At 67.1% G+C, this 17,795-nt stretch carries 15 protein-coding genes; 11 read left to right on the top strand and 4 right to left on the bottom strand.

Going from position 1 to position 17,795, the window contains the following annotated elements; all coding sequences use genetic code 11:
* Positions 1–137: 137 nt before the first annotated feature.
* Positions 138–1,016, bottom strand: a complete 879-nt coding sequence (locus tag F3J18_RS28060; protein ID WP_166915415.1) for a LysR family transcriptional regulator — start codon at positions 1,014–1,016, stop codon at positions 138–140.
* Between the two features lie 110 nt (positions 1,017–1,126).
* On the opposite strand from F3J18_RS28060, the gene F3J18_RS28055 reads away from it, so the two are divergent.
* Complete coding sequence (locus tag F3J18_RS28055) at positions 1,127–1,981, top strand: alpha/beta hydrolase (RefSeq protein WP_166915414.1); 855 nt, start codon at positions 1,127–1,129, stop codon at positions 1,979–1,981.
* A gap of 90 nt (positions 1,982–2,071) precedes the next feature.
* On the opposite strand, the gene F3J18_RS28050 is transcribed toward F3J18_RS28055, so the two are convergent.
* Positions 2,072–3,391 (bottom strand): sorbosone dehydrogenase family protein, encoded by a 1,320-nt coding sequence (locus F3J18_RS28050; protein WP_025101975.1) that lies wholly within the window; start codon positions 3,389–3,391, stop codon positions 2,072–2,074.
* Positions 3,384–3,827: a DUF2231 domain-containing protein gene (locus F3J18_RS28045; RefSeq protein WP_025101974.1), complete on the bottom strand. Its 444-nt coding sequence runs from the start codon at positions 3,825–3,827 to the stop codon at positions 3,384–3,386. The genes F3J18_RS28050 and F3J18_RS28045 overlap by 8 nt, the downstream gene beginning before the upstream one ends.
* 569 nt (positions 3,828–4,396) lie before the next feature.
* Here F3J18_RS28045 and F3J18_RS28040 point away from each other — a divergent pair.
* Genes F3J18_RS28040 through F3J18_RS28020 form a run of 5 tightly spaced genes read left to right on the top strand, consistent with a single transcriptional unit; the run spans position 4,397 to position 10,485 of the window.
* A complete protein-coding gene (locus tag F3J18_RS28040) occupies positions 4,397–5,398 on the top strand; it encodes a LysR family transcriptional regulator (RefSeq protein WP_166915412.1) in 1,002 nt (333 codons plus the stop codon).
* 53 nt (positions 5,399–5,451) lie between these two features.
* Positions 5,452–5,907 (top strand): (2Fe-2S)-binding protein, encoded by a 456-nt coding sequence (locus F3J18_RS28035; RefSeq protein WP_166915410.1) that lies wholly within the window; start codon positions 5,452–5,454, stop codon positions 5,905–5,907.
* A 2-nt stretch (positions 5,908–5,909) separates the two neighbouring features.
* Positions 5,910–8,165: a xanthine dehydrogenase family protein molybdopterin-binding subunit gene (locus F3J18_RS28030; RefSeq protein WP_166915408.1), complete on the top strand. Its 2,256-nt coding sequence runs from the start codon at positions 5,910–5,912 to the stop codon at positions 8,163–8,165.
* Positions 8,162–9,490, top strand: coding sequence for a cytochrome c (locus F3J18_RS28025; RefSeq protein WP_166915406.1), 1,329 nt, complete (start codon positions 8,162–8,164; stop codon positions 9,488–9,490). The genes F3J18_RS28030 and F3J18_RS28025 overlap by 4 nt, the downstream gene beginning before the upstream one ends.
* Positions 9,490–10,485, top strand: coding sequence for an XdhC family protein (locus F3J18_RS28020; RefSeq protein WP_166915404.1), 996 nt, complete (start codon positions 9,490–9,492; stop codon positions 10,483–10,485). The genes F3J18_RS28025 and F3J18_RS28020 overlap by 1 nt, the downstream gene beginning before the upstream one ends.
* 94 nt (positions 10,486–10,579) lie before the next feature.
* Here the strand turns inward: F3J18_RS28020 and F3J18_RS28015 are convergent, their stop codons facing one another.
* Entirely contained in the window at positions 10,580–11,473 is an 894-nt protein-coding gene (locus F3J18_RS28015) for a LysR family transcriptional regulator (protein ID WP_013689283.1), read from the bottom strand.
* A 134-nt stretch (positions 11,474–11,607) separates the two neighbouring features.
* On the opposite strand from F3J18_RS28015, the gene F3J18_RS28010 reads away from it, so the two are divergent.
* The 5 genes from F3J18_RS28010 to F3J18_RS27990 all read left to right on the top strand — a co-directional run.
* The gene (locus tag F3J18_RS28010; RefSeq protein WP_166915402.1) at positions 11,608–11,913 is read left to right on the top strand and encodes a hypothetical protein; all 306 of its coding nucleotides are present in this window, start codon (positions 11,608–11,610) and stop codon (positions 11,911–11,913) included.
* 35 nt (positions 11,914–11,948) lie between these two features.
* Positions 11,949–12,218, top strand: coding sequence for a DUF4148 domain-containing protein (locus F3J18_RS28005; RefSeq protein WP_036054581.1), 270 nt, complete (start codon positions 11,949–11,951; stop codon positions 12,216–12,218).
* A gap of 401 nt (positions 12,219–12,619) precedes the next feature.
* Positions 12,620–13,873 carry an efflux RND transporter periplasmic adaptor subunit gene (locus F3J18_RS28000; protein WP_166915400.1) on the top strand — a complete coding sequence of 418 codons (1,254 nt, stop codon included), beginning with the start codon at positions 12,620–12,622 and terminating at the stop codon, positions 13,871–13,873.
* Between the two features lie 13 nt (positions 13,874–13,886).
* Positions 13,887–17,072 (top strand): efflux RND transporter permease subunit, encoded by a 3,186-nt coding sequence (locus tag F3J18_RS27995; protein ID WP_103693808.1) that lies wholly within the window; start codon positions 13,887–13,889, stop codon positions 17,070–17,072.
* A gap of 2 nt (positions 17,073–17,074) precedes the next feature.
* Positions 17,075–17,795 (top strand): TolC family protein (locus F3J18_RS27990; RefSeq protein WP_345891766.1); only part of this gene is annotated, 721 nt, incomplete at its 3' end.

The following is a 17,795-nucleotide window of genomic DNA, read 5'->3' as shown; positions in this document are numbered from 1 at the left end:
CAGGACCGTGAAACGACTCCACGCCGATGATAGTGCGGATTGCCCGTGTGAAAGTAGGTAATCGTCAGGCTTCCCTTCATGACAACCCCCGTTGCCCAAAAGGCAGCGGGGGTTTTGTCTTTTCAGCCGCCAGAAAATCAAGCGGCAATACTTCCCAACATCCCCTGCAGCGCTTCGTGCAGTGCTCGTAATGCGGCATCGCGCGCCCGTTTCCCGTATCTCAATGCGTGGACGACGTCCGGCAGCGGAAAGCGACGCTCCAGTTCAGCTGCCGTCATCACATCGTTGCTGATCGCCCGGTCGTTCAGGATCCCGAAACCGAGCCCCGATCCGATCGCGCTCTGTATGCCGGCAAGCGATGGCGTTTCCGCCACGATGCGATGATCCATGCCGGCCTCGCGCAAGGTCGCCTGGGCCAACCAGCCGTAATGGCATCCCGTGCCGAACGTCACCAGCGGAATCGACTTGGCGACTGCCAACGGTGTGGCCGCCGAGGTGCACCAATGCAGCGACTCCCGCCAAAGCGGCGTATCAGCGCTGGTGATGCGATCGAGATAATCCTGGTGCACGGCAAGATCGAGCGTGTCCTGCGCCAGCGCGTCCCGTAGCGCCGGGCTCTGCATCACGCTGAGCTGCACCGTGGTACGCGGATGTCGGCGCGAAAACTCCGCGAGCAAGGGAGCGATCCGATCCAGCCCGACCTGCTCCGGCACACCAAGACGAACACGCCCCTTCAGCCTCGACGGCGCGAAATAGGCGAGCGCATCGTCATGTGCGTCGAGAATGCGGCGAGCGTGGGCAAGCAGCGCCTCGCCATCGGCCGTCGCGACCAGCCGGCGCCCGTCCCTGCGCAGCAGCGTCCTGCCGAGCTGCGCCTCGAGGCGCTTGATCTTCCAGCTCACGGCGGATTGGCTCAGGTTCAGGCGATCCGCGGCGGCCGTCGCGCTGCCGGTATCCACCACCGTGCGCAAGGTCCGTAGCGTATCGATCGACAGACGCTGGTTCGGAGCACTCATCTCGACGGATCCATGACAAAAGTTGCGATTTATTCATAGTAGATGTCATTGGCGTCATTTGCAGGGCCTCCATAGACTGGATCGACAGTTGCCAATCAAGGAGATCCACGATGACATCCCCCTGGAACCTGGCCCGCGCCGATGTCCTGATCGACGGCCGTCGAATTGCCACCGGCCATGTCGGCGAAGGGCCGCCCCTGGTGCTGGTCCATGGCACGCCCGCGCATTCGATCGTCTGGCGCAACGTGATTCCCGCCTGTCGCGAGGCGGGGTTCAGCGTCCACTGGTTCGACCTGCTTGGCTTCGGTGAATCCGAATGTCCGGTCGACGCGGACACGTCGGTGGCCGAGCAGGCACGCTTGCTCCAGCGCCTGCTCGAGCATTGGTCGCTCGACGCGGTGCATCTCGTCGGTCACGATATCGGCGGTGTCGCCGCGCTGCTGTATGCGATGAACGCCGGCGAGCGCTTACGCTCCCTGACGATCGCCGATGCGCCGGGCTACGATTCCTGGCCGTCGCCGCCCTGGCGCGAGTTCCGCGATGATTACCAGCGTTTCGCGCGAGTCGATGCCGAGCGTCATCGCGAGCTGATGACACGGCAATTGAAGATGGCAGTGCACGACAAGTCGCGCATGACGGGTGAATTGCTGGCGTGCTACCTGAAGCCGATCAGCGGCGTGATCGGCCAGAGCGGGTTCTATCGCAACCAGGTCGCTCACTACGACTCCCGCTACACGGCGGATTTCGGCGAACGGCTGCCGAAGCTCGCCTTGCCCGTGCAGATCCTGTGGGGCGCGCAGGACGAATGGCAGCCACTCGACTACGCCTATCGCCTGCAATCGGATATTCCGGGCGCGGTGCTGAACGTGCTCGACGCTTGCGGGCATTTCCTGATGGAGGACGATCCGTCGGGCGTGGCTCGGCATATCGTCGACTTCGCCAACTCGCATCGGCCGGGATCCTGACCGCGGTTACGATTCGATCGACTCGCCAGCAAGGATGCGATGGCCGCGCAACTGCTCGCGCGCCATCGCATCGTGCCAGCGCTCAATCCCTCAATTGCCTGCTCGCGTCACACGCCAGACCGCGTCGCCGACATCGTCGGCGATGATCAAGCCGCCGTCGCCATCCTGCGTGACGCCCACCGGCGCGCCGTACAACTGCTTTTCGTCGTCGGACGCGAAGCCCGTTACCACCGGCTTCGGCGCGCCGCTCGGCTTGCCGTTCTCGAAGGGCACGTAGACGACCGCGTAACCGCTCAGCGGCGAGCGATCCCAACTGCCGTGCTCGCCGATGAAGGCGCCGCCACGATACTCGGCCGGCAGGTTGTTGCCGGTATAGAACCACAAGCCGAGCGGGGCGACGTGCGAGCCGATCGCGTAGTCGGGGCTGATCGCTTTCGCGACCAGGTCCGGGCGCTGCTGCTTCACGCGCGAGTCGACGTGCTGCCCGTAATAGCTGTAGGGCCAGCCGTAGAAGCCGCCGTCCTGGATCGAGGTCAGGTAATCCGGCACCAGGTCGGCGCCGATTTCGTCGCGCTCGTTCGCAATCGCCCACAGCTTGCCGGTCTTCGGCTCCCATTGCAGGCCGGTCGGATTGCGCACGCCGGATGCGTAGATGCGGCTCGCGCCCGACGCGACGTCGACCTCCAGGATCACCGCGCGCCGATATTCGACATCGAGCCCGTTCTCGCCGACATTGCTGTTCGAGCCGACGCCGACATAGAGCTTCTTGCCATCCGGGCTCGCCAGCAGCGACTTGGTCCAGTGATGGTTGATGGTGCTGGGCAGGTCGGCCAGTTCGACAGGAGGCGCGCTGATCCTGGTCTCGCCCGTCGCATACGGGAATTTCAGCAGCGCATCGGTATCGGCGACATAGAGCGTATCGCCGATCAACTGCACGCCGAACGGCGAATTGAGCTTGTCGATGAGCACGTACTGATCCCATTCGCCGCTGCCGTTCGCCTTCTTGCGCAGCAGCGTGACCCGGTTGCCGCCCTTGGCGCCCTTGCCCGAGCGGCTCGTCACCATCCCGGCGATCAACTGTTTCGGCGTGGTGACGGGCTCCGTCTTCGGGCTGCTCGACTCGACCACCAGCACATCCTGGTTCGGCAGCACATAGACCTGTCGCGGATGCTTGAGGCCCGAGGCGATTTTCTCGATCTTCAGCCCCGCCGCCACCTTGGGCGTCTGCCCGTCCTTCCAGCCCACGCCTTCGGGCACCTGCATCGGCGGCACCATGAAGTTCTGCGCGCTCGGCAGCGGCGGATTCGAGCCGGCCTGGTGCTCGGGATCGTACTTCGCCTTCTCGCTGCAGGCACTGAACAGCATCGCGACGGCGATCGTGAGGATGCCTCCCCAAACCGGCTTATTCATGGCTGCCTCCCTTCACGACGAACTTGTTGCCGGCGAGCATCAACTGCGCGATGCCGAGCAGCGCGACCGTGATCACCGAGAGGATCACGTTCTCGGGCACGATCGCATAGGCGTCGCGGCTGTGCACGAAGGCATTGAGGATCGCCGCGACGATGCCGACCAGGTTCAGCCAGAAGTCGAGGCGCTCGACGGGCAGCACCGCCTGGCGCGAGGCGAACCACACATGGCCGAGGTTGAGAAGGCGCGGAATGATCGCGATCACGAGCCCGATGGTGACGAGCCAGGCCGCGCTCTTTGCCCAAAGCACATTGGCGGTGTTGGCGTAGAGGATGTCGAAGATCAGCGTACCGACGAACAGGCCATACGGTATGGGGTTGAGCAGATCGAAAAGCGCCGTCGCGAATCTCGATCGATATCTCGGGCTGGCTGGAGTCATGAATGGATCCTTGTTTCTGAGTGGAAAGATGCGGCTGGCAACACGCGGACGACATCGGGCGATGTGTCCGTCCCACCGGCGCCGCTGGAATCGCGGCGCCTTCAGCTCTCAGGCAATCAAACGGCAAGGCTGCAACTGCACCACCCGCCGCGCCGGTATTTCCTCATTGCAAGCCCGCTGGATTGGATATGCATAGAGGGATATAGCGCTTCGGTAAGACAAATATAGACGAGACTGCGCCATCGCGTATCGAGCCGAAGCGCGCCCGCCGGCGAATTTCGCCGGAAAAATCTTTTTGTGAGCAAGACTAAGGAACGCGCGACTGGCGAAATTCCATGTCTTCGATGCATACTGCTCAACAGACGAGTTTCGATGCGCGCGCAACGGTTTTGCCTAATCCTCGCCAGTCAAGGGCGAACGATTTTTATGGATATAGCGCTCGACCATTTTCGGCATGCCCTTATGAAAACCATTCATCAATCTCTGTGCGATGATTGGCGGTCGAGTCGCAGCCCCTTGCGACATCGCCGGTGCGAGGGCATCGGCAGGCTTGATCGGAGCGACATCGAATGCCCACGCTCGAGAACATGCGCCTGTTCGTGAAGGTCGTCGAGACAGGCAGTTTCACCAAGGCCGCCCAGGCCGCGCATGTCGCGACACCGCAGGTCTCACGCGCCATCTCGTCTCTCGAAACCCAGCTGCGGGTGCGATTGCTGAATCGCACCACGCGCCGCATCGCCGTGACCGAGGCGGGTGAGCGCTACGCCGCGCACTGCCGCGAGATCCTCGAGCTGGTCGATCATGCGGAGGCCGAAGCTTCCGGCGCGGCTCGCTGCCCCAGCGGTCGCCTGCGGGTCCACGCGAGTTCCGGCTTCGGGCGGCACTATCTGCTGCCGCGACTGGCGCGTTATCGCGAGACCTATCCCGAGGTCACGATCGACCTCACGCTCGCACAGCGCATGCCCGACCTGGTCGACGAGGGTTACGACCTCGCGGTGGTGGTCGCCAGCCAGCTCGACGATTCGGCGCTGATCGCCGAGCGCATCGGCACCACCTACAGCGTGCTGTGCGCCTCGCCCGCCTATCTGCGCCGCTCGGATGCGCCCGCAACGGTCGACGACCTGCACGATCATGTGTGCCTGCAGTTGATGGTGCCCAATGCCTCGGCCGGAAGCTGGCAGCTCGAGGGCATGGCGTCCTCCGAATCGTTCACGCCGCGTCGGCAATGGCCCTTCGTCGTCAACGTGGCCGACGCGATGGCCGATGCGCTGCGCTCGGGCATGGGCATCGGGCCGCTGCCGTTGTCGACCGCGCTCGACGGCCTGCGCGACGGCTCGCTGGTGCGCGTGCTGCCGGCCTGGCGCCTGCGCTCGCACGGCATCCATGCGCTGTATCCGTCGCGGCGCCATCTCGAGGCCAAGGTCCGCACCTTCATCGACTACCTGCGCGCGGTGGTGCCGCCGCTGCTCGAACTCGAGACGCATGCGCTGTCGACGCTGACCCAGCCGCGCGCCTCGCCCGCCTTACCCGATGACGCGCCGCAGCGCGACCCGATCGACTGCGACGCCTGATTTACCCGCTCCACGCTCCAAGCACAATCAACCCCACAAACCGGGAGCTTTCGATGACCACCCTCAATATCAATGGCGTGTCGCATACCGTCGACGCGCCCGACGACATGCCGCTGCTGTGGGTCCTGCGCGACCTGGTCGGCCTGACCGGCACCAAGTTCGGCTGCGGCATCGCCCAATGCGGCGCCTGCACGGTGCACCTCGACGGCGAGGCCGTGCGTTCCTGCGTGCTGCCGGTGGCGGCCGTGGCCGGCCGCAACATCATCACCATCGAGGCGGTCGGCATGACGCCGGCCGGCGCCAAGGTCCAGGCGGCCTGGCGCAAGATCGACGTGGTCCAGTGCGGCTATTGCCAGTCGGGCCAGGTGATGGCGGCGGCCTCGCTGCTCGCCTCCAACCCGCATCCGAACGACGCGGACATCGACGCGGCGATGGCCGGTAACATCTGCCGCTGCGGCACCTACAACCGGATTCGCGCGGCGATCAAGCTGGCCGCTCAGGAGGCCTGACCATGTCCGAGGGAATCATCGAAGCGGGCCGCGCCTCCGGCAAGACGGAGCAGGCGGCCGACAGCAGCGCCGGCATCTCGCGCCGGCGCTTCTTGCAGGCGGGCTTCACGCTGGGCGCCGCTGCCGGTGGCGGCCTGCTGCTCGGCTTCGCGGTGCCGGCCGCCGGCGAATCGGGCCGCCCATCCGTGATCGGCGGAGACGCGCCCGACCAGGCGCCGGCCGGCCTGTTCGCGCCGAACGCCTTCGTGCGGATCGATCGCGCCGGGCAGGTCACGCTGGTGATGCCGAAGGTCGAGATGGGGCAGGGCGTCTATACCTCGATCCCGATGCTGATCGCCGAGGAACTGGAAGTGCCGCTCGACAGCGTGGTGCTCGACCACGCGCCGGCCGACGCCAAGGCCTATGGCGATCCGCTGCTGGGCGGCGGCCAGTTGACGGGCGGCTCGACCTCGATCCGCTACGCCTGGGAGCCGATGCGGCGCGCCGGCGCGACCGCGCGCAGCCTGCTGGTGACGGCCGCCGCGCAGCAGTGGAAGGTCGATCCGGCCTCGTGCTCGGCCGCCAACGGCGCCGTGCACCACGCCGCGAGCGGCCGCCAGGCGCCTTACGGCTCGCTGGTCGACGCGGCGGCCAGGCTGCCGGTGCCGAGCCAGGTCGCGCTGAAGACGCCCGACAAGTTCACCCTGATCGGCAAGCCCGTGAAGCGGCTCGATTCGCCGGAGAAGGTCGACGGCAGCGCGCAGTTCGGGCTCGACGTGCGCCTGCCGGGCATGCGCTACGCGGCGATCGTCAACTGCCCCGTGTTCGGCGGCACCGTCGCCAGCGTCGACGACAGCGCGGCCAGGCGCGTGCCGGGCGTGCGCCAGGTGGTGCGTCTCGACAACGCGGTGGCGGTGGTCGGCGACCATACCTGGGCCGCCAAGCGCGGCGCCTCGGCGCTGGTGATCGAATGGCACGAAGGCGATGGCGCGAAGGTGTCGATGGCCGACATCGTCGGCGATCTGGCGCGCGCCTCCGAGAAGCCGGGCGCCGTGGCGCGCAACGACGGCGACGTCGCCAAGGCCTTCGGCACGGCCGGCGCGCGCATCGACTCGATCTACCAGCAGCCCTTCCTCGCGCACGCCACCATGGAGCCGGTCAACTGCACGGTGCAGGTGACCGGCAACAGTTGCGAGATCTGGGTCGGCACCCAGGTGCCCGGCTTCGCGATCGAGGCCGCGAAACGCGTGACGGGGCTCGACGCCAGCAAGATCACGCTGCACAACCACCTGCTCGGCGGCGGCTTCGGCCGGCGGCTCGAGACCGACATGATCGTGCAGGCGCTGAAGGTCGGCAAACAGGTGGACGCGCCCGTGAAGGTGGTCTGGACGCGCGAGGAGGACATCCGCCACGACATGTACCGGCCGTATTACTACGACCGCATCTCGGCCGGCGTCGACGCGAACGGCAAGCCGGTGGCCTGGCAGCACCGCATCGTCGGCTCCTCGATCCTGGCGCGCTTCGTGCCCGGCTCGCTGAAGAACGGCGTCGATGCCGACGCTGTCGAGGTGGCCTCGGACCTGCCCTACGCGATCCCCAACCAGCGCATCGAATACGTGCGCCAGGAACCGCGCCACGTGCCGACCGCTTTCTGGCGCGGCGTGGGCCCGACGCGCAGCGCCTTCGTGGTCGAGAGCTTCGTCGACGAGCTCGCGGTGCGCGCCAAGGCCGATCCGGTCGCCTATCGCCGCTCGCTGCTGGAGCCGACGCCGCGCGCGCGCAACGTGCTCGACATCGTCGCGCGCGAATCGGGCTGGGGGCAGTCGCTGCCGGCCGGCCAGGGCCGTGGCGTATCGGTGCTGCACGCGTTCGGCAGCTTCTTCAGCATGGTCGCCGACGTGAGCGTCGAGAACGGCGAGGTGCGCGTGAACCGCGTGGTCTGCGCGGTCGATTGCGGGATGGTGGTCAATCCCGACACGGTCGAGGCGCAGATCCAGGGCGGCATCATCTTCGGCATCACGGCCGCGCTCTATGGCGAGATCACGATCCGCGACGGCCGCGTCGAGCAGAGCAACTTCACCGACTACCGGATGCTGCGCATCAACCAGACGCCGCGCATCGACGTGCATATCGTCAAGAGCGCGGAGGCGCCGGGAGGGATCGGCGAGCCGGGCACCTCGGCGATCGCGGCGGCCCTGTCGAACGCGATCCACGCGGCCACGGGACGACGGCTCTACCAGATGCCGGTCGGCAATCAACTGAAGCAGAAGACGGCATGAGGAGGCCAGCAATGAGGATTTCGAACCGATTGCGCCGCCTGTTCGGCGTCGCCGCGCTGGGCGGCCTGGGTCTGTGGGCCGGCGCCGCCGCGGCGGCCGATGCCCCAGCCAACGCCGGCAATGCCGACGCGGCCCTGGTCGCGCGCGGCGAATACCTGGCGCGCGCCGGCGACTGCATCGCCTGCCATACGGCGCCGCACGGCAAGCCGTTCGCGGGCGGCCTGACGATGACCACGCCGATGGGGGCGATCTACACCACCAACATCACGCCGGACGCGAACCACGGCATCGGCGGCTACAGCGAGGCCGACTTCGCGCGCGCCCTGCGCGAGGGCGTGGCCAAGGACGGCCACAACCTCTACCCGGCGATGCCGTATCCGTCCTACGCCAAGGTCAGCGACGACGACGTGCGCGCGATGTACGCCTACTTCATGCACGGCGTGGCGCCCGTCGCGCAGGCGAACCAGGCCTCCGACATCCCCTGGCCGCTCAACATGCGCTGGCCGCTCAAGCTCTGGAACCTGGTGTTCCTCGATACCGCGCGCTACCAGTCGAAATCGGACAAGGATGCCGCCTGGAATCGCGGTGCCTACCTGGTGCAGGGGCTCGGCCATTGCGGCTCGTGCCATACGCCGCGCGGCGTCGGCTTCCAGGAGAAGGCGCTCGACGAGAGCGGCGGCGCGTACCTGACGGGCGGTGTGCTCGACAACTGGTTCGCCTCCAACCTGACCGGCGAGGGCAATACCGGCCTGGGCCGCTGGAGCGAGGCCGAGCTCACGCAGTTCCTGAAGACCGGGGCCAACGCGCACGCCAGCGCCTTCGGCGCGATGACCGACGTGATCAACCACAGCACGCAGTACCTCAGCGACGAGGACCTGGGGGCGATCTCGCGCTACCTGAAATCGCTGCCGGCGGCGGGCGGCACCGGCGCGCCGCCGTATCGCTACGATCCGCAGCGCACCGTGGCCGCGCTCAAGCGGCCGGCGGGTGACCCGGGCGCGGCGGTCTACGCGGCCTACTGCATGCATTGCCACGGCACCGACGGCAAGGCCTTCGCCCCGCTGCTCGCGCCGCTGGCCGGCAACCCGAACCTGCTCGAGCACAACCCGGCCTCGCTGATCAACGTGACGCTGAACGGCACGGGCGACCTGGTGATCGCCGGCATCCCGGCCGCCTATCCGATGCCGCAGTTCGCCGACCAGCTCGACGACAAGCAGATCGCCGACGTGCTGACCTTCATCCGCGCGGGCTGGAACAACAACGCGCCGGCCGTGACGGCCGACGAGGTGGCCAAGCTGCGCGCCGCGACGGCGGGAGGGCACTGATGGACAGCGTCGATCTCGACGTGCTGCGCACCAGCACCCGCTGGCTCGCGGCTGGCCGGCGCGTGCTGCTGGCGACGGTGGTGCGCACGTGGGGATCGTCGCCGCGACCGGTCGGCGCGCTGCTCGCGCTGCGCGACGACGGGCTCGCGGTCGGCTCGGTATCGGGCGGCTGCATCGAGGACGACCTGGTGGCGCGCGTGCGCGAGGCCGGCATCGCTCCCGATGCGCGCCCGGAGACGATCCGCTACGGCATCAGCGCCGACGAGGCGCATCGCTTCGGCCTGCCCTGCGGCGGCACGCTCGAGCTGGTGCTGGAGCCGCTGACGCCGGCCAGCGGCATCGCCGAACTCTGCGAGGCGATCGACGCGGGCCGGCTGGTGGCGCGCACGCTGTCGCTGGCCAGCGGCGAGGCCACGCTCGACGAGGCGACGCCGGCCGACGGCCTGGTGTTCAACGGTGCGCACCTGCGCACCGTGCACGGCCCGCGCTACCGGCTGCTGGTGATCGGCGCGGGGCAACTGTCGCGCTACCTGTGCCGGATCGCCACCGGCCTCGACTACCAGGTGACGGTCTGCGATCCGCGCGAGGAGCATGTCGATACCTGGGACGTGCCCGGCGTGCGCGTGGTGCGGACCATGCCCGACGACACCGTGCTGGCGATGCGGCTCGACGCGCGCTCGGCCGTGATCGCGCTGACCCACGATCCCAAGCTCGACGATCTCGCGCTGATGGAGGCGCTCAAGACGCCGGCCTTCTACGTCGGCGCGCTGGGCTCGCGGCGCAACAACGCGGCGCGGCGCGAGCGGCTCGCGCAATTCGACCTGGATGCGGCGCAGCTTGCGCGATTGCACGGTCCGGCGGGCCTCTATATCGGCAGCCGCACGCCGCCCGAGATCGCGGTCTCGATCCTGGCCGAGATCACCGCGGTGAAGAACGGCGTGGCGATTCCACAGACCATGACGATTGCGGTCGCGAAGGCCGAAGCGATGTCGTGAAGCCCGAAGCGCCGTCGCCTTGGCGGCGCGCGCAACTTTCAGGGCCCCGAAGCGATGGGACGGGCGTTCAGGCCAGCCGGGCGCTCGCCTCGATTCAATCGCGATGCCGCAAGGCGTCGATCACCAGCGACAGCGCCCGCGACGATTGCCGGCGGCTCGGGTAGTAGGCGTGGTAGCCGGGGAAGGTCGCGCCCCATTCCTTCAGCACGCACTTGAGACGCCCGGCGCGTACCTGCGGCATCAGCTGGTCCTCGGGCAGGTAGACCAGTCCGTAACCTTCCAGCGCGGCGGCCAGCATCTGCGGCGTGCTGTTGAAGATCAGCTGCCCGTCCACGCGCACCAGCAGGTCGTGCTTGCCCTTCCTGAGCTCCCACGCGTAGAGGCTGCCGCGCGTGGGCAGCCGCAGGTTGATGCAGGCATGATCGAGCAGGTCCTGCGGGGATTTCGGCGCCGGGTGGCGCGCGAAGTATTCGGGCGAGCCGGCGATCATCATGCGCACGTCGGGGCCGATCCGTACCGCGATCATGTCGTTGGCCACCTGGTCGCCGAAGCGCACGCCGATGTCGTAGCGCTGCGCCACGATGTCGGACAGGTTGTAGTCGATCGACATCTCGATCTTGAGGCCGGGATAATCGGCCAGCAGCGGCTTCAGGCGCGGCCAGAGGATGGTCTCGACCGGGTGGTCGGTGGCGGTGATGCGGATCAGGCCGACCGGCTTGTCGCGTAGTTCGGACAGCGCGTTGAGCTCCGATTCGATCTCGTCGAAGCGCGGCCCGGCCACCTGCATCAGCCGCTCGCCGGCCTCGGTGGTGGCGACGCTTCGCGTGGTGCGCGTGAGCAGCCGCACGCCGAGCCGCGTCTCCAGCCCGCGGATGGTGTGGCTCAATGCCGACTGCGAAACGCCGAGCTGCGAGGCCGCCTTGGTGAAGCTGCGTTCGCGCGCGACGGCGAGAAAGGCCAGGAGATCGCTGAAATTGTCGCGTGCCATCGAATCCGCCGCGCAAGCGCGGACATCAAAACGAGATAAAGAAGGCGCATCCTATCACCGGCCGAAAATCCGCGTGCGGCCTGGCTTCGGCCCGCGCCGGCGCGGTTTGTCGGGCTCGCGCGGCGAGCCGATTCATGAATGGCGTTCATAAGGCCATGCCGGCGTGGGCCGCTAATCAAACAATGGCGTGGCTGTTACATTGCGGTTCCCCGGCAGCGGAACGCGACTGCCGGCGCGCGGCGCAATCGGGCGCCGCCGATCCACGCAGCGTTCACCATCAAGATCGCGGTCCACGGACCGGCGATGTCCAGATCAGGAGCAAGCGCCGCAAGGCGCGGGAGACGGGGGCCATTCCCGGCCCCGGGCGGCAGGTTCGCGATACGACGCGGGCCGCCGTGACGGACCTGGCTGACGCCATCACGGACATTTACCTGTCCTGACGGCCGAGCCGATGCTTTCTGGAGTCGAAAAAACCATGAAGTCGAAATGGATAGCCGCCCTGGTCGCGGCCGGATGTGTCGTTCCCGCGGTGTCGTTCGCCCAGGACAATTCAGTGTTGTCGCGTGCGCAGGTGCGGGAGGAAATGGCGCGCTACGAACAGGCCGGTTTCAATCCGGCGCGCCAGAATCCCTCGCGCTGGGTCGAGGATCTGCAAGCCGCGGCGGCCCGCGTGCATGCCGAGCATGATGCGGTGCGCATGGCGAGCGGGGCGGCCGCTGTCGGCGGCGTCGGCGCGGGCAATTGATTTTTGCGTTTTGTTCAACGCAGCAATTCTTTGTTTGTGATAGTTTCCCGCACCGCCCATCAGTTTGGCGAGTCCGGATCCAGGGCAAACCGCTCGTCGCGATTCGGCAGAACGCCAGTTGAGGCCGCTGCGGGATGACGCATTCCGCTGCGAGGTCGGGCCGGGCTCCCCGGTTTCTCATGAAGTTTTTATGTCCGCGACGTGTGCTTGCGCCACATCGCGGATGTCGTCGTCGCGTCGTCTTGCCGTCACCGCCGGTGCGGGGTGGCGGACGGCCGGCGTGACGCGGGCCTTTGCCGTCATCGCGGCTGCAGGCGTCTGTCGTCCCCGCGTTTGCCATCGGACCCGGCATTGCATCGCCGGCCCGGTGTCGTTTCGTTGATTCTTATAGAGGTCGCTCCATGCGCGTCGAACGGGTTTCTTATCGCATTATTCCTGTCGCGGCAGCCGCCGCGCTGCTCGCCGCCTGCGGAAAGCAGAACGCGGCGCCGCCGCCGTCGGTGCCGGAAGTCGGCGTCGTGACGGTCCAGCCGCAATCGGTGCCGGTCGTCACCGAGCTGCCGGGCCGCACCAATGCCTTCCTGGTCGCCCAGGTGCGCGCACGGGTGGACGGCATCGTGCTGCGTCGCGAATTCACCGAAGGCACCGACGTCAAGGCGGGCCAGCGCCTGTACAAGATCGACCCGGCGCCCTATATCGCCGCGCTGAACAGCGCCAAGGCCACGCTCGCGCGCGCCGAGGCGAACCTCGCCTCGACCAACGCGCAGGCGGCGCGCTTCAAGGTGCTGGTGGCCTCGAACGCGGTCAGCAAGCAGGACTACGACAACGCCGTGGCCTCGGCCGGCCAGGCCGCGGCCGACGTGGCCTCGGGCAAGGCGGCGGTCGACACCGCGCAGATCAACCTCGGCTACACCGACGTGCTCTCGCCCATCACGGGCCGCATCGGCATCTCGCAGGTCACGCCGGGCGCCTACGTGCAGGCCAGCCAGGCAACGCTGATGTCGACCCTGCAGCAGCTCGACCCGATGTACGTCGACCTCACGCAATCGAGCCTGGACGGCCTCAAGCTGCGCCAGGACATCCAGAGCGGGCGCATCAAGACGACCGGTCCGAACGCGGCCAAGGTCAAGCTGGTGCTGGAAGACGGCAAGACCTACCCGCTCGAGGGCAAGCTGCAGTTCACCGACGTGACGGTCGACCAGACCACCGGCTCGGTGACGATCCGCGCGCTGTTCCCGAACCCGAACCACGTGCTGCTGCCGGGCATGTTCGTGCGCGCGCGCATCGACGAAGGCAGCAACGACAACGCCTTCCTGGTGCCGCAGGTCGGCATCCAGCACGATCCGAAGGGCCAGGCGACCGCGCTGGTGGTCGGCCAGGACAACAAGATCGCGCCGCGCGTGCTGCAGACCTCGGGCACCTACGGCCAGGATTGGATCGTCGAGGGCGGCCTGCAGTCGGGCGACCGCGTGATCGTGCAGGGCGTGGGCAAGGTCCAGCCGGGCATGACGGTCAAGCCGGTGGCGGCGCAACTGCCGCCCGATCCGAACGCCGCGCCGGACGCGGGTGCCTCGCAGGCACCGGCCGCGTCCGCCCCGGCATCCGGCGCGTCCGATTCCGCAGCTTCCGCATCGGGCGCGTCCGCAGCGAAGTAACCAGGGGTCCTAAATGGCAAAATTCTTTATTGATCGGCCAATCTTCGCGTGGGTGATCGCGATCGTGCTGATGCTGGTCGGCGTCGCCTCGATCTTCACGCTGCCGATTTCGCAGTACCCGACGATCGCGCCGCCCGCGGTGCAGATCACGGCCAACTATCCGGGCGCTTCGGCGAAGACGGTCGAGGACACGGTCACCCAGGTGATCGAGCAGCAGATGAGCGGCCTCGACAACTTCCTGTACATGTCGTCGACCAGCGACGATTCGGGCAACGCGACGATCACCATCTCGTTCGCGCCGGGCACCAATCCCGACATCGCCCAGGTGCAGGTGCAGAACAAGCTGTCGCTGGCCACGCCGATCCTGCCGCAGGTGGTGCAGCAGCTCGGCCTGAAGGTGACCAAGTCCAGCAGCAGCTACCTGCTCTGGATCGCGTTCAACTCCGAAGACGGCAGCATGGGCCGCAACGACTTGACGAACTACGTCGCGTCGCACGTGCTCGACCCGATCAGCCGCCTGAACGGCGTCGGCCAGACCCTGCTGCTCGGCTCGCAGTACGCGATGCGGATCTGGCTCGACCCGAACAAGCTGAACAACTTCAGCCTGACCCCGGCCGACGTCTCGAACGCGATCTCCGCGCAGAACGTGCAGATCGCGGGCGGCCAGATCGGCGGCACGCCGGCCAAGGCCGGCACGGTGCTGCAGGCGACCATCACCGAGCAGACCCTGCTGCAGACGCCGGAGCAGTTCGGCAACATCCTGCTGAAGGTGAACCAGGATGGCTCGCAGGTGCGCCTGAAGGATGTCGCGCAGATCGGCCTGGGCGCGGAGAACTACAACTTCGACACCAAGTACATGGGCCAGCCGACCGCCGGCCTGGGTATCCAGCTCGCCACGGGCGCCAACGCGCTGGCCACGGCGGATGCGATCAAGGCCAAGGTGAAGGAGCTCTCGAAGTACTTCCCGCACGGCATGGTGGTGCATTACCCGTATGACACGACGCCGTTCGTGCGCCTGTCGATCGAGGAAGTGGTCAAGACGCTGCTGGAAGGCATCGTGCTGGTGTTCCTGGTGATGTACCTGTTCCTCCAGAACCTGCGCGCCACCCTGATCCCGACCATCGCGGTGCCGGTGGTGCTGCTCGGTACCTTCGCGATCATGGGCCTGGCCGGGTTCACGATCAACACGCTGTCGATGTTCGGCCTGGTGCTGGCGATCGGCCTGCTGGTGGACGATGCGATCGTGGTGGTCGAGAACGTCGAGCGGGTGATGGTCGAGGAAGGCCTGCCGCCGAAGGAAGCGACCAAGAAGGCGATGGGCCAGATCACCAGCGCGCTGGTGGGCGTGGCCCTGGTGCTGTCGGCGGTGTTCGTGCCGGTGGCCTTCTCGGGCGGCTCGGTGGGCGCGATCTACCGCCAGTTCTCGCTGACCATCGTCTCGGCGATGGTGCTGTCGGTGCTGGTGGCGCTGATCCTGACTCCGGCGCTCTGCGCGACCATCCTCAAGCCGATCGAGAAGGGTCACCACGAGGAGAAGAAGGGTTTCTTCGGCTGGTTCAACCGCAACTTCGACAAGAGCCGCGAGAAGTACCACGTGGGCGTGCACCACGTGATCAAGCGCTCGGGCCGCTGGCTGGTGATCTACCTCGCGGTGATCGTCGGCGTCGGTTTCCTGTTCGTGCGCCTGCCGAAGTCCTTCCTGCCGGATGAGGACCAGGGCTACATGTTCATGATCGTCCAGACGCCGTCGGGCTCCACCCAGGAGACCACCGCGCGCACGCTGGCCGACATCACGGACTACATGGCCAAGGAAGAGAAGAACGTGGTCGACTCGGTGTTCACCGTGAACGGCTTCAGCTTCGCCGGCCGCGGGCAGAACGCCGGCCTGGTGTTCGTCAAGCTCAGGCCCTTCGAGGAGCGCCGCGCCGCCGATCGCAAGGTGCAGGCGCTGATCAAGCGGACCTTCGGGCACTATGCCGGCTACAAGGACGGCATCGTGATTCCGTTCAATCCGCCGTCGATTCCCGAGCTGGGCACCGCCGCCGGTTTCGATTTCGAGCTGACCGACAACGGCGGCCTCGGCCACGATGCGCTGATGGCGGCGCGCAACCAGCTGCTCGGCATGGCCGCCAAGGATCCGACGCTCGCGCTGGTGCGTCCGAACGGCCTGAACGACACGCCGCAGTACAAGGTCGACATCGATCGCGAGAAGGCCAACGCGCTCGGCGTGACGGCTGCCGCGATCGACCAGACCTTCTCGATCGCCTGGGCCTCGCAGTACGTCAACAACTTCCTCGATACCGACGGTCGTATCAAGAAGGTGTACGTGCAGGCGGATTCGCCGTTCCGCGTCACGCCGGAAGACCTGGGCATCTGGTACGTGCGCAACAGCGCGGGCGGGATGGTGCCGTTCAGCGCGTTTGCCACCGGCCACTGGACCTATGGTTCGCCGAAGCTGGAGCGCTACAACGGCATCTCGGCGGTGGAAATCCAGGGCCAGGCCTCGACCGGCAACTCGACCGGCCAGGCGATGGCGGCCATGCAGCGTCTCGCGGCGCAATTGCCGACCGGCATCGGCTATTCGTGGACGGGCCTGTCGTTCCAGGAAATCCAGTCGGGCTCGCAGGCGCCGATCCTCTACGCGATCTCGATCCTGGTGGTGTTCCTGTGTCTGGCGGCGCTGTATGAAAGCTGGTCGATCCCGTTCTCGGTGATCATGGTGGTGCCGCTCGGCGTGATCGGCGCGCTGCTGGCCTCGACGCTGCGTGGCCTCGAGAACGACGTGTTCTTCCAGGTCGGCCTGCTGACCACGGTGGGCCTGTCGGCGAAGAACGCGATCCTGATCGTGGAATTCGCGCGTGAGCTGCAGGTCGGGGAGAAGATGGGGCCGGTCGAGGCGGCATTGGAGGCGGCACGGCTGCGGCTGCGCCCGATCCTGATGACCTCGCTGGCCTTCATTCTCGGCGTGCTGCCGCTGGCGATCAGCAACGGCGCGGGTTCGGCCAGCCAGCACGCGATCGGTACCGGCGTGATCGGCGGGATGCTGACCGCGACCTTCCTCGCGATCTTCATGATCCCGATGTTCTTCGTGAAGGTGCGCGCGATCTTCGGCGGCGAGAAGGAAGATGCCGACGAGGCGCTGCGTCTCGCGCAGGAACACGCGCATCGCACCGATGGCGACGGCAACCAGGGACATTGATCATCATGCGTAAATTCGTTTTGTCTGCAATGGCCTTCGCGCTGGTCGCCACGGGCTGCACGATGGCGCCGCATTACCAGCGCCCCGCCGCACCCGTGTCGGGCAGCTTCCCGTCCGATGGCGTCTACGCGACGCAGCCGGGCGCGGACGGCGCGCGCAGCGCCAGTGGCCAGGCCGCCGCCGACATCGGCTGGCGCAATTTCTTCGCCGATCCGCGCCTGCAGGCGCTGATCGAGATCGCGCTGAAGAACAATCGCGATCTGCGCGTCTCGGTGCTCAACATCGAGGCGGCGCGCGCGCAGTACCAGATCACGCGTGCGGGGCTGTTCCCGACGCTCGACGGTACCGGCACCGGCAATACGCAGCGGCTGCCGGCCGGTGTGTCGAACACGGGCTCGCCGTTCATCTCGCGTGACTACAACGTCGGCCTCTCCGCCTCGTGGGAGCTGGACCTGTTCGGCCGGATCCAGAGCCTGAAGGACCAGGCTCTGGCGCAATACCTGTCGACGGCCCAGGCCCGCAAGGCGGCGGAGATCTCGCTGATCTCGCAGGTGGCGGACCAGTACCTGACGCTGCAGTCCACGGACGACCTGCTCAAGGTCACCGAGGACACGCTGAAGACGGCCCAGGATTCGTACAACCTGACCAAGCTGCAGTTCGACAACGGCACCGGCTCGGAACTGGACCTGCGCCAGGCGCAGACGGTGGTCGAGCAGGCGCTGG

Source organism: Burkholderia sp. Ax-1720 (genome assembly GCF_011753035.1).
Lineage (GTDB): Bacteria > Pseudomonadota > Gammaproteobacteria > Burkholderiales > Burkholderiaceae > Burkholderia > Burkholderia gladioli.
Note: the sequence above shows the minus strand (reverse complement) of the source record. Positions and strands in the feature narration are given on the sequence as shown.

Coding starts and splice junctions, on each gene's coding strand:
- F3J18_RS28015 (WP_013689283.1), bottom strand. CDS start 11,473: ATGGCACGCGACAATTTCAGCGATCTCCTGGCCTTTCTCGCCGTCGCG.
- F3J18_RS28000 (WP_166915400.1), top strand. CDS start 12,620: ATGCGCGTCGAACGGGTTTCTTATCGCATTATTCCTGTCGCGGCAGCC.
- F3J18_RS28020 (WP_166915404.1), top strand. CDS start 9,490: ATGGACAGCGTCGATCTCGACGTGCTGCGCACCAGCACCCGCTGGCTC.
- F3J18_RS28030 (WP_166915408.1), top strand. CDS start 5,910: ATGTCCGAGGGAATCATCGAAGCGGGCCGCGCCTCCGGCAAGACGGAG.
- F3J18_RS27995 (WP_103693808.1), top strand. CDS start 13,887: ATGGCAAAATTCTTTATTGATCGGCCAATCTTCGCGTGGGTGATCGCG.
- F3J18_RS28035 (WP_166915410.1), top strand. CDS start 5,452: ATGACCACCCTCAATATCAATGGCGTGTCGCATACCGTCGACGCGCCC.
- F3J18_RS28010 (WP_166915402.1), top strand. CDS start 11,608: ATGAATGGCGTTCATAAGGCCATGCCGGCGTGGGCCGCTAATCAAACA.
- F3J18_RS28060 (WP_166915415.1), bottom strand. CDS start 1,016: ATGAGTGCTCCGAACCAGCGTCTGTCGATCGATACGCTACGGACCTTG.
- F3J18_RS28050 (WP_025101975.1), bottom strand. CDS start 3,391: ATGAATAAGCCGGTTTGGGGAGGCATCCTCACGATCGCCGTCGCGATG.
- F3J18_RS28040 (WP_166915412.1), top strand. CDS start 4,397: ATGCCCACGCTCGAGAACATGCGCCTGTTCGTGAAGGTCGTCGAGACA.
- F3J18_RS28005 (WP_036054581.1), top strand. CDS start 11,949: ATGAAGTCGAAATGGATAGCCGCCCTGGTCGCGGCCGGATGTGTCGTT.
- F3J18_RS28025 (WP_166915406.1), top strand. CDS start 8,162: ATGAGGAGGCCAGCAATGAGGATTTCGAACCGATTGCGCCGCCTGTTC.
- F3J18_RS28045 (WP_025101974.1), bottom strand. CDS start 3,827: ATGACTCCAGCCAGCCCGAGATATCGATCGAGATTCGCGACGGCGCTT.
- F3J18_RS28055 (WP_166915414.1), top strand. CDS start 1,127: ATGACATCCCCCTGGAACCTGGCCCGCGCCGATGTCCTGATCGACGGC.